The 14,608-nt window shown below is 36.4% G+C and carries 17 protein-coding genes and 1 tRNA gene; 9 read left to right on the top strand and 9 right to left on the bottom strand.

Going from position 1 to position 14,608, the window contains the following annotated elements:
• The first annotated feature begins 135 nt into the window (after positions 1 to 135).
• Complete coding sequence (locus tag AWV75_RS04230; protein WP_060873185.1) at positions 136 to 2,055, top strand: OmpA family protein; 1,920 nt, start codon at positions 136 to 138, stop codon at positions 2,053 to 2,055.
• Positions 2,056 to 2,079: 24 nt separating this feature from the next.
• On the opposite strand, the gene AWV75_RS04225 is transcribed toward AWV75_RS04230, so the two are convergent.
• The 3 genes from AWV75_RS04225 to AWV75_RS04215 all read right to left on the bottom strand — a co-directional run bounded on the left by AWV75_RS04225 (position 2,080) and on the right by AWV75_RS04215 (position 4,823).
• Positions 2,080 to 3,417: a serine hydrolase domain-containing protein gene (locus AWV75_RS04225; RefSeq protein ID WP_060873184.1), complete on the bottom strand. Its 1,338-nt coding sequence runs from the start codon at positions 3,415 to 3,417 to the stop codon at positions 2,080 to 2,082.
• A gap of 143 nt (positions 3,418 to 3,560) precedes the next feature.
• On the bottom strand, positions 3,561 to 4,166 hold the full coding sequence (locus AWV75_RS04220) for an outer membrane beta-barrel protein (RefSeq protein ID WP_231737993.1): 606 nt from the start codon (positions 4,164 to 4,166) through the stop codon (positions 3,561 to 3,563).
• Positions 4,167 to 4,172: 6 nt separating this feature from the next.
• Positions 4,173 to 4,823, bottom strand: coding sequence for a hypothetical protein (locus tag AWV75_RS04215; protein WP_060873183.1), 651 nt, complete (start codon positions 4,821 to 4,823; stop codon positions 4,173 to 4,175).
• A gap of 529 nt (positions 4,824 to 5,352) precedes the next feature.
• On the opposite strand from AWV75_RS04215, the gene AWV75_RS04210 reads away from it, so the two are divergent.
• Positions 5,353 to 6,201, top strand: a complete 849-nt coding sequence (locus tag AWV75_RS04210; RefSeq protein WP_060873182.1) for a hypothetical protein — start codon at positions 5,353 to 5,355, stop codon at positions 6,199 to 6,201.
• Between the two features lie 75 nt (positions 6,202 to 6,276).
• Here the strand turns inward: AWV75_RS04210 and AWV75_RS04205 are convergent.
• The 3 genes from AWV75_RS04205 to AWV75_RS04195 form a co-directional block, all read right to left on the bottom strand.
• Positions 6,277 to 6,350 (bottom strand) — tRNA-Ala (locus AWV75_RS04205).
• Between the two features lie 14 nt (positions 6,351 to 6,364).
• Positions 6,365 to 6,907, bottom strand: a complete 543-nt coding sequence (locus AWV75_RS04200; RefSeq protein ID WP_060873181.1) for an NADPH-dependent FMN reductase — start codon at positions 6,905 to 6,907, stop codon at positions 6,365 to 6,367.
• Positions 6,908 to 6,992: 85 nt separating this feature from the next.
• The gene (locus AWV75_RS04195) at positions 6,993 to 7,790 is read right to left on the bottom strand and encodes an META domain-containing protein (protein ID WP_060873180.1); all 798 of its coding nucleotides are present in this window, start codon (positions 7,788 to 7,790) and stop codon (positions 6,993 to 6,995) included.
• 216 nt (positions 7,791 to 8,006) lie between these two features.
• Here AWV75_RS04195 and pyrR point away from each other — a divergent pair, with 216 nt between their 5' ends.
• The 7 genes from pyrR to AWV75_RS04160 all read left to right on the top strand — a co-directional run bounded on the left by pyrR (position 8,007) and on the right by AWV75_RS04160 (position 12,390).
• Positions 8,007 to 8,555, top strand: a complete 549-nt coding sequence (pyrR, locus tag AWV75_RS04190; RefSeq protein ID WP_002991161.1) for a bifunctional pyr operon transcriptional regulator/uracil phosphoribosyltransferase PyrR — start codon at positions 8,007 to 8,009, stop codon at positions 8,553 to 8,555.
• A 21-nt stretch (positions 8,556 to 8,576) separates the two neighbouring features.
• A complete protein-coding gene (locus tag AWV75_RS04185; RefSeq protein WP_060873179.1) occupies positions 8,577 to 9,503 on the top strand; it encodes an aspartate carbamoyltransferase catalytic subunit in 927 nt (308 codons plus the stop codon).
• 30 nt (positions 9,504 to 9,533) lie between these two features.
• Positions 9,534 to 9,875, top strand: coding sequence for a hypothetical protein (locus AWV75_RS04180; RefSeq protein ID WP_060873178.1), 342 nt, complete (start codon positions 9,534 to 9,536; stop codon positions 9,873 to 9,875).
• A gap of 95 nt (positions 9,876 to 9,970) precedes the next feature.
• Positions 9,971 to 10,885: a ribonuclease Z gene (locus AWV75_RS04175; protein ID WP_060873177.1), complete on the top strand. Its 915-nt coding sequence runs from the start codon at positions 9,971 to 9,973 to the stop codon at positions 10,883 to 10,885.
• Positions 10,886 to 10,894: 9 nt separating this feature from the next.
• A complete protein-coding gene (gene pdxH / locus AWV75_RS04170; RefSeq protein WP_060873176.1) occupies positions 10,895 to 11,542 on the top strand; it encodes a pyridoxamine 5'-phosphate oxidase in 648 nt (215 codons plus the stop codon).
• Positions 11,543 to 11,557: 15 nt separating this feature from the next.
• Complete coding sequence (locus AWV75_RS04165) at positions 11,558 to 11,818, top strand: hypothetical protein (protein ID WP_231737991.1); 261 nt, start codon at positions 11,558 to 11,560, stop codon at positions 11,816 to 11,818.
• A gap of 11 nt (positions 11,819 to 11,829) precedes the next feature.
• Positions 11,830 to 12,390: a hypothetical protein gene (locus tag AWV75_RS04160; RefSeq protein ID WP_060873175.1), complete on the top strand. Its 561-nt coding sequence runs from the start codon at positions 11,830 to 11,832 to the stop codon at positions 12,388 to 12,390.
• 34 nt (positions 12,391 to 12,424) lie between these two features.
• On the opposite strand, the gene AWV75_RS04155 is transcribed toward AWV75_RS04160, so the two are convergent.
• The 3 genes from AWV75_RS04155 to AWV75_RS04145 form a co-directional block, all read right to left on the bottom strand.
• Positions 12,425 to 13,081 carry a hypothetical protein gene (locus AWV75_RS04155; protein ID WP_060873174.1) on the bottom strand — a complete coding sequence of 219 codons (657 nt, stop codon included), beginning with the start codon at positions 13,079 to 13,081 and terminating at the stop codon, positions 12,425 to 12,427.
• Positions 13,082 to 13,094: 13 nt separating this feature from the next.
• Positions 13,095 to 13,469, bottom strand: coding sequence for a hypothetical protein (locus AWV75_RS04150; RefSeq protein WP_060873173.1), 375 nt, complete (start codon positions 13,467 to 13,469; stop codon positions 13,095 to 13,097).
• A 103-nt stretch (positions 13,470 to 13,572) separates the two neighbouring features.
• Positions 13,573 to 14,586 carry a hypothetical protein gene (locus tag AWV75_RS04145; protein ID WP_060873172.1) on the bottom strand — a complete coding sequence of 338 codons (1,014 nt, stop codon included), beginning with the start codon at positions 14,584 to 14,586 and terminating at the stop codon, positions 13,573 to 13,575.
• Between the last annotated feature and the right edge of the window lie 22 nt (positions 14,587 to 14,608).

The following is a 14,608-nucleotide window of genomic DNA, read 5'->3' as shown; positions in this document are numbered from 1 at the left end:
AAAAGAGACAATTGTTGCTTTATTCAAAATGAAGGAAGTCTAGCGTGTTAATTCGCTATTAAACTGTGTAAAACCTTGCAATCTCAAAGAATCCTAGGCGTTAGTAGTATTGAATCAAAGTGAAAGGATTTTAAGATGAGAAAAGCAATCGTGTTTTTATTTTTTATTTTAGCTGTAACGGCTCAAGGAAAGCGAAAACCCAGTTTAAAAAAGGCAGATAAGTATTTTGCACAAACCACGTACGTCAAAGCGAAAGATGAATATACGCGTTTGCTGAGAGGGCGCCATACACCTACCTATATTTATCAGCAGTTGGCTTTATGTTATGATGAGCTAGGACTTGCTGTTCAGGCTGCCCAATATTATGCGAAAGCATTAGAACAAGATCCTGCTTTGAATGTAGAATACTATTATCGATTGGCCTATAATTTGACACAAAATGGACGATACGAAGCCGCAGAAGCAGCCATGCGAAAGTTTGCAAATGGCGCTCCAGAAGATGCACGTACACATTATTTTTTACAACATGCAAAGGAATATCCTATCGCTGGTGCAAATCCTCCAGCCTATTTTGTTGAAGAATCCGGAATAAATGATTCTTTTTATGCGGATCACAGTGTCTCTTGGTCTACGACAGATACGCTATTATTTGTGTCGAATCGAACGAAATACAACCAGAAGTGGATTCGTCGATTATTTGAGGTACGAGAAAAGGGAACTGCTTTTCCTAATACGGGGATTTATCAAACAACCATTAAGTCCAAAGACGAACCAGTATATGAACATAGTTTATTACGCGGGCGTATCAATCGTCGTTTTATGGATGGGCAAGCGGTGATGCACCCCTCTAATAAGTTAATTTATTTCACTTCAGAAAGTTATCGCCATCGCAAGTTTAGAAAAAACAAAGCGGTGAAACAACGCCAAGGGATGATGAGCTTATTTTGGGCAGAGCGAAAGGGAAAGAAATGGAAAAAGATCAAGGTATTGCCTTTTGTACAAGCAGGATTTACGTATACTCATCCGTTTATAACAGCCAAAGGAGATTACCTGTATTTTGCTTCTAATCAATCGGGTAGTATTGGTGGATTAGATCTTTGGAGGGTATCTGTTGAGGAGGATGGCAAGACCTTTGGTGAACCAGAGCATCTTGGTGATCGCATCAATACAGGATATGATGAGGATTACCCTTTTATTAGTGAGGACAACACCCTTTATTTTACGTCAGATCGTTGGGGAGGTTATGGAGGATTGGATATTTATGCATTAGATTTAAATGATCCAAAAGCAAAACCACAGAATTTAGGAGAGGGAATCAATACCCCTAAAGATGATTTTAACTGGGTATACAATAGTCAGCGAGAATATGGTTTTCTTTCGACGAATCGCATCGGAAGACAAGATATTTATCGCGTGAAGCCAATTTGTGGAACTCAAGTACGCGGTGTAGTTCAAGACGGAGAAACGAAAGAAGTTTTAGCAGGAGTTCAGCTGACTTTTGTCGATGTTTCACGTCAAGTTTTGGCTCAAGTACAGACGGATATTCAAGGGCGATTCACCATTGAGGTTCCTTGTGATAAGGCCTATGTGGTAAAAGTTGAAAAAGAAGGGTATTTTTATAAGGAAGAGGAAGGGAAAAGCAAGAAAGTGGAGACAAATGCACAGCCGATTCTCTTGAGAAAACAAGTACAACCTCAAATCCAAGACAATAAAATTGTATTAAATGACATTCCTTTTGGGTTTGATCAGGCGACCATTACAACTGTAGGAGCGCGCGAGTTAGATCGTTTGGTAGCTTTTATGCGAGAACATCAAACGATGCGTATTCTCATTGTGGCTCATACGGATCAGGTAGGAAAAGCGAAATACAACAAAAAGTTGTCGCAGGCCAGAGCTGATGCAACAGCTCAGTATTTATACGATCAAGGTATCGATGCACAACGAATAGAAACAAAAGGCATGGGAAGTAGTGAGCCCAAAGTGATGTGTAAAACTTGTACAGACGAAGAAAATCAACAAAATAGGCGTTCGGAGTTTGTAATTCTCCAGCGATAAAAAATAGAAGCGGAATAGTTCAAGCTATTCCGTTTCTATTTTATTCAGCACAAAGTTTGCTTTTAATTGTTGTACAATCACTTGTTTATTGGCTGGATTGAAACTGTACGTAACCGTTCCCTCTGGTGATCGAAAGGTGTTTTCTCCAATAGCATCTAGTAGGGCATAGCGATTACAACCCGATGGTTTTAAAAACAATTTATTCTTTTCAATGACAAATTCAATGGTCAAATCCAATTGAGGTTGACGATAAGTTCCTACATAGGGTTGCAATTGTTCGTCTGTAACAGGAATAGTCTCAAATTGAGGTAACGTATATTTTTTATTATAGAGTATGGCTAGTAGTGCGTCGAACAACTGATAGTGCGAAAAGGCGGCGCCGTTAATCGCATAAACAACGGTTAATTTTTCAGCTTCATTATAGTAAAGCAAAGAGAAGGAACCGAAAGTACCACCAGTATGTCCGATGAAATTCTTCTTTTTATAGAGGTAATACATCATTCCCCTGCCATATTTTTCCTTATATGGAACGGGTTTCATACTTGCTAAGCTATTTTTAGAAATTAATTTATGACTAAATAACGCTTGATTAAATCGCGCTAAATCATCAATGGAAGCTATTAAATCATTGACTCCATTGGTGTTTTTAAACTGCATTTCCTCCATCACTTCCCATTGGTCAAACAATTGATAGGATTGTACTGGATAGGGCAATACATCACTGGCGGTATAGGTGTTTCTTAACTGAATCTTTTGAATGATATATTTCTTGACGGCTTCATCATAGCTTAGGTTGCGCTTTTGTTCTACAATACGCGCAAGTAAATAGTATCCTGTGTTAGAAAAGAAAAAATTCTTTTTTTTCACACCATAATGAGGCGTTCCTTGTTGAATGATATTATCGATGATATCTTCTTGGGTTTGCAATTCTTTCAACCAATAGAAATCGTCATCTTTACACGTATAATCATCCAACCCACTCGTGTGACTGAGTAAATCACTGATTTTGAGTGTAAATAAATTAGGAATGTTTAATTCAGGAAAGTAAGAAGCAACGCGATCCTCTAGTTTGAGTTTTCCTTCATCAATTAGTTGATAAATTAAAACTGCGGTGAACATCTTCGTAATGGAGCCAATGCGGTATAGATGTGGAGTTTGATTCTCCTCTCCAACTAACGCATGACCAAAATCTCGGGTATAAATAACCTTGTTGTTTTTATAGATCGCCACCGAACCGATGCCTCTTTGATGCGTGGTAATGCGCTGTATGTATTCATCAGCTTTGGTCGTATTGAATTTTTGCGCCCATATAAAAGGAGCGACAAGCAAAAGGATAAAGGTCAGCGATAACTTGTTTTTCATGGCATCAGATACTTGCAGATGAACTCAAATATATTGAATTAATTGTAGACCACCACACGTCAGATGCTAAGAATAGAGGAGTGGTAAACAAAAAAAGCAGCCTCAATCTATGGGCTGCTTCAAAGTATAAAGTAAACTGTAATTTATCTAAACGTATAAGCAACACTCAGTGACAACCAATTGTTTTTCCACTTCGCATCTGAATCTTCCATGTTGTTGATATTAGTCAAACCGAGGTTGTATCTGAGGTTAAGATCAAGATTGTCTGTTAATTTGTATCCACCACCAGCAAAAAGACTGACGTCGAAAAATTTGATGCCCTCAGGCATAAGCGTCATGCCTGGTTCGTCCTCATTATACGGATTTTTCCCAAAAAATGTCATCCCTAGATTTGCTCCAAGAAAAGTTTTGAACTTTTGTTTAAACGTATACTGTACACTAATCGGTTCAATAAGTGCCGTGTGTAAAACGATATTGGTATTGTATTCTTTTATTCTAGCACCAAGATTGGCATAACCCAATCCAAATCGAATCGCCCAATGATCATTAAAATCATACGAATTGTATAATGCAATGAAGAGTCCGGCTTTCTCACTAGCCTCTAATCCATTAATATTGGAAAGCGTTCCTCCAACTTCAATTCCGAAATCACAATCGTAGCAATACAAACCATTGCCATAAAATTGTGCATTTGCTGTATAGCAAGAAAAGAATAAGAAAAGAAAGGTAAGGTGTAATTTTGATTTCATTAAAATTTATTGGTTTGTTAAGCATGTTTCATATGTATCCAGTAATACCTGGAGTCGATTGGATTTTTTTTCTGATTTTTGAGCTTCTGCAAAAAGATCCATGATGTTTTCACATTCAGGAAATAATAGTTCTTTTGCCCCGCCAATTTTAGATTCAAAGGATTCATCAAAATAAGGATCTGTATTCACAAGAATATCAGAATTTTGCTTACTTAAGTAAAAACCTTGACTTATCGGATCAAAAATGATGAGGATATATTCTTCGCCTTTTTTCTTTTTGACATCATACATTAGTCCCGCAGCAGAAACAATAATATTTTCTCGTACATCTGTTATCATAGACCAAACATCTACATTTTGCCTTTTGCGGATTTCACCATTTTTTTTAAAGTGAGAGATTTTTCCACGTTTAAATGAAATCTTTTTTTGACCATTATTGATGTAAATATCCATGTAAGCTAAGGTACTAGCGTCTAGACTCTCTTTTTTGCCGTTGATTCGAACTTTGAGTTTCTTCGCATTTACTTTTAAGGGCATCTCAATTTCGAGCTGAACGGCTCGATTATCATTTTTGTAATAAACAGTGCCTTTGTATGATTTCGCAGTAATCAATAAGGGAAAAAGGAGTAGGAGTAAGGTGAGTAATAATTTCTTCATTGTTAAAAAATTTAAGCAAACTTAAACATTTTATTAACATACGCAACTGGATATTTTAAAGTAATAAGTGAAGTTATCAAAAAAGAGGTTCTTTATTGTATTAATTTAAAGTATTCTCAGCAATTTCAATTCCCACTAATTTTCCCGTTGTACTGTTGTAGTTAGTGAAAAGCTTCTAGTAGGGATTGCTATTCGTTCTGTTGTGTCATCTTCTTTCATATTGTGGTCAAGTTCGAGATATTTTCGAGAAGAAGTTATTTTGTGAGAATAATACGAAGTTAACTAGTGAGCTTGTGTCGAAAGACTTGTGTTGATTATTAGTAGCAAGTAATTTTATTTTATTAAATTCAATTTCGGAGTCAATCGCAGTCCATTAAAATTAAAAGAATAGCTTTAAATTAAAAATACATTAGATTTATGTTTAAATGTTAATTAGTTTTGAATTATATGTTGTTTTGATTGTTTTTTTTAACATTTTGTTTGAAATATGGTGTTAATTTTAACGTGTTAATCATTTAAAACTAATGTTATGAAAAAAATTTTTATTTTAGGCTTTGCCTTGTTTTTGTTTTCTTGTTCACAAGAAGATAATGCCTCTTTTGATGCTCCCTTGAAGAAGGACGTTAGTACGGTTGATTCGCTTATAGGATTTAAGTCTCCTTATGATGATCAAAGTTCTAGTTTTACACACAATGACAAACTTTACTATATTTTTAAAAATGAAACTGATTTAAACTTTAAGATTACCCCTTATTTTAGTTTTTGTTTTGAGGATTGGGATGAAGATCAATCGACGTATCGATATGTATATAATTTAATTGACCCCATTGATGGGTTTGATTGTATACATCTAGCCGCTAATGGCAAAAAGTATGGAAATTATTTAGCCGCTAATTATTCACAGCCTTTTCTGTTAGGTAAAGAGACTTTGTCTTTGCAACCTAATCAAGATTTTGTGCCTCGTCAGTCTTCTTCCTCTGTAATAGATGGATTTGATTTTAATCAAGGAAATCCAGATGGCATTGCCGCAACCTATGGAGAAGTGCTATTATTAACTGGTTTTGGTAAGATATTTTATGTTCAAGCCGAAATTCTCGATAATGGAGTGAGTATTGAGAATACCTATTTGAAAGCTGATTTTCCTACCGTAAGTAGTAGCTCTATTTATAGCAATACAGGTGAATGGCGAACTTTATATCCCGATAGTTTCTTTGGCGAAATGATGGTCTTTAATATATATACCAAAGAGATTTGTATTCCAAATACAGAGCTTAGTGTATATACAAGTAGGAAACAATTTGCGTATGCTGGTAAAAATTATGAAATGGGGATGCGCAGTGATGAGGAGGTAATAGAAGTGTATTTGAAAGAAATTTAAAAATAGATAGAATATCACTCATACAAAATAAAAAACGCAATCACTTAGTTATAAGTTGATTGCGTTTTTGTTTAGTGGAGAAGATGGGGCTCGAACCCACGACCTCTTGACTGCCAGTCAAGCACTCTAGCCAACTGAGCTACATCCCCGACCTTGTACTTTTTTATTGCGTTTTACTCTCAATCAAAAGTTGCGCTAACATACTCATTTTTTTCTGATATACGTCAGCAATTTCATTATTAATGTATAAATCCATATTGCTAATTGGAATACTATAAGGTAAAGACCAGGCTCTTAGTGCTTTAGCTACATTGTCTAAGGCTTGAATCCCTTGCATGGCTTGATTACCCGCAGACCAACACGTAAAACCAATAATTTTATGGGTTAAATACGCCGGTGTATCGCGAGAAGTTAGTTCCAACCAATCTAGGGCGTTTTTCATTACGCCCGTCATACCTCCATGATATAAAGGAGTTAACCAAATCATGACATCCGCAGCGCGAAAGGCATCAATAAATCGGGTAACATCTTGAGGAGGGGTTTCCATGTGTTTGGATTGGAATATAGGGATCTGATAATCAGATAAGTGTACTTGTTCTACCTCTAGGTTAGCCTTTATGAATTCGTCAGCATAGAATTGTGCAATACGTCGTGACGTTCTAAAAGATTCTTCATCCAAAGAACCATTAAAAATTAAAGCTTTCATAAAACTATTTCATGTTTTTTTACGGCTTACAATTTACGATAAATATTTGTCACCTTGTCTTTTTAAAGTGCGAAAATGCGTCTGCCTATTCCGTGATCAAGTGTTTGGGAATAAAACCAAACATCAGAAGTAGCGTATTATCTTGATATAAATTAAGGGTCTGTTCGGCTACATCAAAAGAGAACGTTTCTCCTTCAAGTAGCTGAATAAAATCTTTTTCTACGGTCTTGCGATTGGTAGACATACAGGTTCTCTTTTTTACTTCTAAATCGAAAAACTGTATTTTGTTTAAGCTATTGCTGATGGCAATCTTACCTGTAAAGTAGCTACAACCCGTATAACCCGAAACGGTGTTGCTGTGGAAATCAAAAGTCAAATAAGGATGATAGACGCGATTGCTGTTTCCTTTAAGTTGAATTAATTTCCATGCGTGCTTTTCAATGTAATTGAGCAAAGGATTTTGTGGCTGTACAGAAAATGTAAAGGTTTGTTTGTCCTCATTTACGATGGTTAGTACTGCATTTTCCGTTTCCACTCGGAGCTTTTGATTGCTTAAGGCTTGTAAAAAATCTTTTTCGAATTCATTGACGTTTTTGGTACAACTATTATCATTGGTGATGATAGCGTCTGTTGTAATTTGGGTATAGTGTTTTCTTTCTTTGATTTGTTTGATGGGCAAGGTATAATTGTTACATCCTGCGAATCCCTTAATCTCGTATTTTAAAGTATTGATTTGCAAGGTTGTCTGCCGCTGAATGGGTAACATTGTCGTTGCTTTTGTTAAAATCCAAGTGGTGTTCAGAACAGAATCTTGTGGAATCTGAGCTTGAGCCTGTGGAACAAAGGCGAGCAAGACCAAGAAGGTTAGGTAGATTTTATACATAGCAGCGGTTTATTTTTAGGTTCTTAAAGATAGTGAATTAACTGTTTCAATAGAAGATAAAATAATACTTAACAGCAATCTAACATTTTAGGGGAAGACAAACAAGAAGGAAGACTTGGAGAACCCTTGGATTTTATCTTTTAATTTATTGATGATAAATTGGGTGAGAAGCATAATTAATTGTAATTTTACTCCCCAAACACAACTCTTTTTTATATGAATCCAAAAGTATTACTTACTTCAAAAGAGATTGATATTATTCTTCATCGTTTGGCCTGTCAGTTGGTGGAAAATCATTTGGATTTTTCTGATACGTTACTGATTGGTATTCAACCCCGTGGTAAATATTTGGCAAAGCGAATCAAAGCCATTTTGGAAACAGAATACAATATTGCAGATGTTCCTTTGGGATATTTGGATATCACGTTTTTCCGCGATGATTTTAGGAGAAATCAAAAGCCACTTGAAGCAAATCGAACTGAAATTGACTTTCTTGTTGAAGATAAGAAAGTAGTTTTTATTGATGATGTTTTATATACAGGACGTAGCATTCGCGCAGCTTTGACTGCGATTCAATCGTTTGGACGACCTGCGGAAATTGAATTATTGGTGCTAATAGACAGAAGATTTAGTCGTCATTTGCCTATTCAACCAGATTATAGAGGAAGACAGGTAGATGCCTTTGACCAAGAAGCTGTACGCGTACACTGGTCTGAAGATGGTACGAGCGATTGCATCTATTTGGAAGAATTTGACAATAATTAAACGGAAAATCTAGTTGAAGTAATGAAAGAATTAAGTGTAAATCACCTATTAGGAATAAAATATATTAATAAAGCGGATATTGATTTGATTTTTGAAACAGCAGATCATTTTAAAGAAGTAATCAATAGACCGATTAAAAAAGTACCTTCCCTACGAGATATTACAATTGCCAATATCTTTTTTGAAAACAGTACAAGAACAAAATTGTCTTTTGAATTGGCTCAAAAGCGATTATCAGCTGATGTTATCAGTTTTTCCTCTGCACAATCTTCCGTTAAAAAAGGAGAAACGCTAATCGATACGGTAAATAATATTTTAGCAATGAAAGTGGACATGGTAGTTATGCGTCATAGCAATCCAGGAGCCGCTTATTTTTTGTCTAAAAATGTGAAAGCGAGCATTGTAAATGCGGGTGATGGAGCACATGAACACCCAACACAAGCACTTTTAGACAGCTATTCTATTCGAGAAAGATTAGGGGATGTAGCGGGTAAAAAAGTGGTTATTGTAGGGGATATTTTGCATTCACGTGTGGCTTTGTCTAATATTTTTGCCTTGCAAATGCAAGGAGCTGAAGTACGTGTTTGTGGACCTAAAACATTAATTCCAAAGTATATTGAGAGTTTAGGAGTAAAAGTAGAATCCAATTTGAGAAAAGCGCTAGAATGGTGTGATGTAGCTAATATGTTACGCGTACAAAATGAGCGTTTGGATTTTAGTTATTTCCCTAATACAAGAGAATATGCTCAACAATTTGGTTTGACAAAAGAAATATTAGATTCTTTGGATAAAGAAATTGTGGTGATGCACCCAGGACCAATCAATAGAGGAGTTGAGATTACATCTGATGTTGCTGATTCTCAACAATCTGTTATCTTGGATCAAGTAGAAAATGGAGTAGCCATCCGTATGGCAGTGATTTATCTTTTGGCATCCAAAATTAAATAGCTACTTTAGTAGGATAAAACAAAAAGAAAAATGAAAGTTACGGAGAAAGGACACACCAAAGTAATCCAGATTGGAAGCGATACAATCGCGGGATTAGTGCAAAAGATAACAGACCAATATAAGGCGTTGTTTCTAACTTTTAATCTCGTGCTTGATTTGTCAGGTTCACAAGAAACAATCACAGAAGAAACGCTGGAAGCTATGGAAGAATTAGCGATTGAACACATGGAAAATGCTAATAAATCTTTCGTTATTGTGCTCTCAGAAGTTAATTTTAATGACTTTGACGGAGATTTAATTGTCGTGCCAACCAAACAGGAAGCTTTCGATTTGATTGAAATGGACGAAATTCAACGCGATTTAGAATTATAAGAAATAGGAAAGGCTTAAGGTAATTAAGCCTTTTTCTTTTGTATGCTCTGGGCTTTTTTGTAACTTACAAGCACGAATTATAAAATTTTGACCCATTGAAACTTACTATATTAGGTTGTTATGCAGCTACACCAAGGACGATGACCAATCCAACTTCTCAAGTTTTGGAGCTAAATGGTCATATGTTTTTGATTGATGCTGGAGAAGGTACTCAAATCCAATTAAGAAAGAAAAAAATTAAGTTTCAACGAATTAACCATATTTTCATTTCTCATTTACACGGAGATCATTTATATGGTTTAATTGGTTTGATTTCAACCTATTCTCTTCTGAATAGACAAAGTGATCTTCATGTCTATGGACCAAAAGGAATCAAAGAAATTATTTTATTGCAATTGCGATTGAGTAATTCTTTTACTGGTTATAACTTGTACTTCCATGAACTAGAAAGCAAAGAAAGTGAGGTTGTCTTTGAGGATGATCGCGTGATTGTACGCACCATTCCTTTGGATCATCGCGTCTATACGAATGGTTATTTGTTTGAATCAAAACCCGGTGATCGCAAGTTGAAAATCGGAGCTATTGAAGATTTAGGAATTGATCGTTGCTACTATCAAAAGATAAAACAAGGTGGAAATATAACCTTGGAAGATGGAACACTGGTGCGTAATGAAGATATTACCTATGATCCGGAACCTACGGAAAGCTACGCATTTTGTTCCGATACCTATTATTCGGAAGCGATTGTACCCCTTATCAAAGAGGTAGATGTTTTATACCATGAAAGTACTTTTTTAGAATCAGAGATCCATTATACGGAGCGAACCAAACACTGTACGGCTAAGCAAGCAGCGATGATTGCAAAATTAGCAGGTGCTAAAACATTGGTATTGGGGCATTATTCTACCCGATACGATGATATTACTCTTTTTAAGACTGAAGCAGCAGAAGTTTTTGATGGAATAATAGAAAATGCCGATGATGGTGTTATCTTTGATTTCACTAAATAAACCAATACAATGAGCGATTTAAGTAATTATAGAAAATCATACGAAAAACAAGTACTGATTGAAGCTGAAGTCAATCCTAATCCCATGATGCAATTTCGTCAATGGTTTTGCGAAGTAGAAGATTTTGGTGGGGTGGAAGAGGTTAATGCCATGACTGTTTCGTCTATTGGCTTGGATGGGTTTCCCAAAGCAAGAGTTGTTTTGTTGAAATCATATGATGAAAATGGCTTTGTGTTTTTTACCAATTATCAGTCAGAAAAAGGAAAAGCAATTACAGCAAATCCGCATATATGTCTATCCTTTTTTTGGCCTTCGATGGAACGTCAAGTGATTATTAAAGGAATAGCAAAAAAAGTAAGCGAGAACCAATCGGATAATTATTTCGATAGTCGCCCTTTGGGGAGCCGTTTAGGAGCTATTGTTTCCAATCAAAGCGAGGTTATTGCATCCTATGAAGATTTGGTGCAAGCACTGAAAGAATTAGAACAAACAGCAACAGAAGATACAGTTCATCGCCCAAAACATTGGGGAGGATTTTGTGTAGAACCAGTGAGTATTGAGTTTTGGCAGGGAAGACCGAATCGATTACACGATCGCATTCGCTACACCCTAACAGCAGATCAATTGGATTGGAAAGTAGAGCGTTTAGCTCCTTAAATACGAAAGAAACACATGAAAATACAAAAAATAGTACTCCCGCTTTTGGTGGTAGGTTTTATGATTTGGGCCCTGATGGAACAAGCGTCAGAACATCCTAAATTATGGGTGCAAGTCATTGGAGTAGCTTTATTCTTTTTAGCTATGGCTCGTCTGATGCAAAAAACACCAAGCAATGCACCGAAAAAATCATTAATCGTTCGTTCTGATGCACCTGCTGAAACAGAGGAAGCAACTGAGGACTATTCGATAACCGTAGTAGATAAAAAACAGTAATTGGAAGTAAGATGTTAAGTAAAGGAGATTACGTACAAGTATTAGACGAAAATGAAGAAGGGATCATCACCCAAATTCAAGGCGATCAGGTGACTATTGAGACAAAGGATGGATTTGTATTGAATTACAAGCCTTCTGAATTATTGAAAATAGGCAAAGATCAAGAAGTTGATTTTAAATCGGCCAGCTCTAAAGGTTCGATTCAAGAAGCCTTACAAAGTAAGGTAGAACCTAAAAAGCGATCGTTTGTCAAAGAAAAGAAATCGCGTAAGGATGAGTTTGTGTTGGAGGTTGATTTGCATATTGAAAAATTAACCAAGGACTATAGACGCATGGAGAAACACGATATGCTTACCTTACAGCTGGATGCCGCAAGGGGGCAGCTCGAATTTGCTATTCGCAATCGAATTCCGCGTATTGTCTTTATACACGGCGTTGGAGAAGGAGTGCTTAAAGCAGAACTTGAGTTTTTGTTCAGCCGATATACTGAGGTTGTTGCAGAAGATGCAAATTACCAGAAATACGGTGTAGGAGCTACACAAATTTACATCAAGCAAAATCCAAGTAGATAAATAGAAAAGTCCATGCTAGCATGGACTTTTTCTTTTATAAGGTATGTGGGTAATTGATGTCGTGTAAATCTTCTTGGAGCTGTTGCCAATCATCAAAATCACTTTGAAGGGCTAGTACCATAGCTTTCGTTAATTGTGCACCTTGATAAAGGGCTGCAATAGTTTCCCGCATGAGTGGTGTCATCGCTTCTTCCTCTTCATCAAAATGGTAATCAATGGCCCATTGAATATAGGTTTGAGGATTTCCATCTAAAATCTCTAAATGGTCCTCAGAACCATCTTCTTCATATTCCATTTCTCCTGTTTGCCAAATATGTTTATCATCTGTCCAAAGGCAATAGGTTGTTCCAATAGACGCTACGGGCTCTCCATAGATAAAACCTCTATATACCTCAGGTAATTGATGGGTTAACACGTCTTTGTTGGGTAATTGACTTTCATAATCATATAATTCATGCGCAAACCCATTGATAACTGCTCCAGACGCTTTAAAAAGAATAAGCATGGCATCACCTGCACCATCTTGTAGCTGGAAAAACTCTTCTTCAGTATCCCAGTGTGCGTTATAGGAATAATAGCGGTATTCCCATGTTGGACTAAAAATAGCATCTAGGACAGCAATTGATTTACAGCGTTTTTGTAGCTCTTCAGGTGTAGGAAGGTTCATGCGATGGGTTGTACTGAGTATCATAGGTAAAACGGAATTAGTTGGTTTGTATTAAAATATCGACTTCTTGGTTGTTATAAGGATTGGCTGTTGTTATTGTAAACTGATTCGGCAATCCTTCTTGTTTCAATATTGTATAGAGAAAAGCAAAATTTACCTTTGGGGGAGTAACCAAAAGAACGAGTTGATACGCAATACATGTATAGTCGTCGTTAATGTCCGTTCTTCCTTCTAGGATGGTCATTCCTGCTTTCTCTAGGGCAGTTGAAAGCGTCTGTATAATCATTTCCCAAACTTCCTCTAAGTAATCAAAACTATTGTGGATGTCTACGATTGCATAAGGAAACTGTATCGAAAGCGCCATTTTTTTGGGATAGGGAATTGCGATATCTTGTTGGATGAGAATAGACATGGTAAACGTTTAGAATTTTAAAGATAGCTAAAAGGAAACACTTTCAGTGGAAAGCAAAAAAAAATCCCCAATATTGGGGACTTTATAGCTGTTGTTGCAGTGGTTATTCTTGGATAAAACTTCCAAAAGGAAGGATTGATTTTCCAAAAGTCAAGTTGTTGTATTGTACTTTAGCAAATACCACATTGCGCAACGTAATTTCATGTAATAATTTAGCGGGTGCTCCTTCTGCAGGATTGGTCCATCTGGTAGTAATCACAATTTCTCCTGTTGTAGCCGTCCAGTTTTCAACCAAGCGATTGTTATTTGCAGGGGTGTTACCTGGAATATCTCCATCATTTTCGCAAACTTCTGTCAAGTTAATCCCAGCACGCGCATATTGTCGATATTGCAAAGGTCGATCAGTAGATAGAGCAATTACTTTTTCACCTGCATCTTGAGGAAAGTCTTCCGCATTTAACTGCACTAACATCGCTTCTTTATCAGAAAGTGTCACCCATTGCGTTTGACAAGGATTAATCGTTTTCAATGTGTTGTCGTTGTTCAAGAATTTAAACCCTAAAGTATTAGCATTGTAATTGTTCGTTCCAAAAGGCATACGGTCATATTTGATATTCGTATCTCCATCGATGAAATTGACATTTAAAATGGTAAAATTATACTGATAGGTTAAGTTCACACTGTGATCTTCAGTTAGTACATTGCTATCGTTATTCTTGATTGAAACCATGCGTTGTGTACGCAGCGTTGCTCCTGGTGAAGCGGGAATTTCTTCCGTTACTGCAGGGGTACTAGGCGCAGGAAAAGAGCAAATGGATGCTGTTTCAACTTTGCTATTGTATTTTCTATACGCTAAGCTAGTATTGGTTCCGTCTATTTCAACATCTACAGTTTGAATGCTTTCATCGCGCATAATATTGTCCATATCTGCAATTAAGATAAAAGCTTCTGTATCTTTTAGTTTGTAAAACACTTTCGCTCCATCACCGATGCTAGAACAGCGATTTACAGTGGTTACAGTAGAAAAGTCAATATCATTATAGGTAAGCTTGCCATCGTTGCAAGAACTTAATCCAAATAAGCCTATAGCAGCTACCAGGGTATACACCTTCTTCATAAAATAAATATATCGTTATCGA

Origin of the sequence: Myroides odoratus (genome assembly GCF_001549985.1) — a bacterium.
GTDB lineage: Bacteria > Bacteroidota > Bacteroidia > Flavobacteriales > Flavobacteriaceae > Flavobacterium > Flavobacterium odoratum_A.
The sequence above is the reverse complement of the archived record's forward strand: the minus strand, read 5'-3'. Positions and strand labels throughout refer to the sequence as shown.

Bases quoted from the DNA above. Each gene is read 5' to 3' on its own strand.
- AWV75_RS04230 (WP_060873185.1), top strand. From the start codon at position 136: ATGAGAAAAGCAATCGTGTTTTTATTTTTTATTTTAGCTGTAACGGCT.
- AWV75_RS04225 (WP_060873184.1), bottom strand. From the start codon at position 3,417: ATGAAAAACAAGTTATCGCTGACCTTTATCCTTTTGCTTGTCGCTCCT.
- AWV75_RS04220 (WP_231737993.1), bottom strand. From the start codon at position 4,166: ATGAAATCAAAATTACACCTTACCTTTCTTTTCTTATTCTTTTCTTGC.
- AWV75_RS04215 (WP_060873183.1), bottom strand. From the start codon at position 4,823: ATGAAGAAATTATTACTCACCTTACTCCTACTCCTTTTTCCCTTATTG.
- AWV75_RS04210 (WP_060873182.1), top strand. From the start codon at position 5,353: ATGAAAAAAATTTTTATTTTAGGCTTTGCCTTGTTTTTGTTTTCTTGT.
- AWV75_RS04200 (WP_060873181.1), bottom strand. From the start codon at position 6,907: ATGAAAGCTTTAATTTTTAATGGTTCTTTGGATGAAGAATCTTTTAGA.
- AWV75_RS04195 (WP_060873180.1), bottom strand. From the start codon at position 7,790: ATGTATAAAATCTACCTAACCTTCTTGGTCTTGCTCGCCTTTGTTCCA.
- pyrR (WP_002991161.1), top strand. From the start codon at position 8,007: ATGAATCCAAAAGTATTACTTACTTCAAAAGAGATTGATATTATTCTT.
- AWV75_RS04185 (WP_060873179.1), top strand. From the start codon at position 8,577: ATGAAAGAATTAAGTGTAAATCACCTATTAGGAATAAAATATATTAAT.
- AWV75_RS04180 (WP_060873178.1), top strand. From the start codon at position 9,534: ATGAAAGTTACGGAGAAAGGACACACCAAAGTAATCCAGATTGGAAGC.
- pdxH (WP_060873176.1), top strand. From the start codon at position 10,895: ATGAGCGATTTAAGTAATTATAGAAAATCATACGAAAAACAAGTACTG.
- AWV75_RS04165 (WP_231737991.1), top strand. From the start codon at position 11,558: ATGAAAATACAAAAAATAGTACTCCCGCTTTTGGTGGTAGGTTTTATG.
- AWV75_RS04160 (WP_060873175.1), top strand. From the start codon at position 11,830: ATGTTAAGTAAAGGAGATTACGTACAAGTATTAGACGAAAATGAAGAA.
- AWV75_RS04155 (WP_060873174.1), bottom strand. From the start codon at position 13,081: ATGATACTCAGTACAACCCATCGCATGAACCTTCCTACACCTGAAGAG.
- AWV75_RS04150 (WP_060873173.1), bottom strand. From the start codon at position 13,469: ATGTCTATTCTCATCCAACAAGATATCGCAATTCCCTATCCCAAAAAA.
- AWV75_RS04145 (WP_060873172.1), bottom strand. From the start codon at position 14,586: ATGAAGAAGGTGTATACCCTGGTAGCTGCTATAGGCTTATTTGGATTA.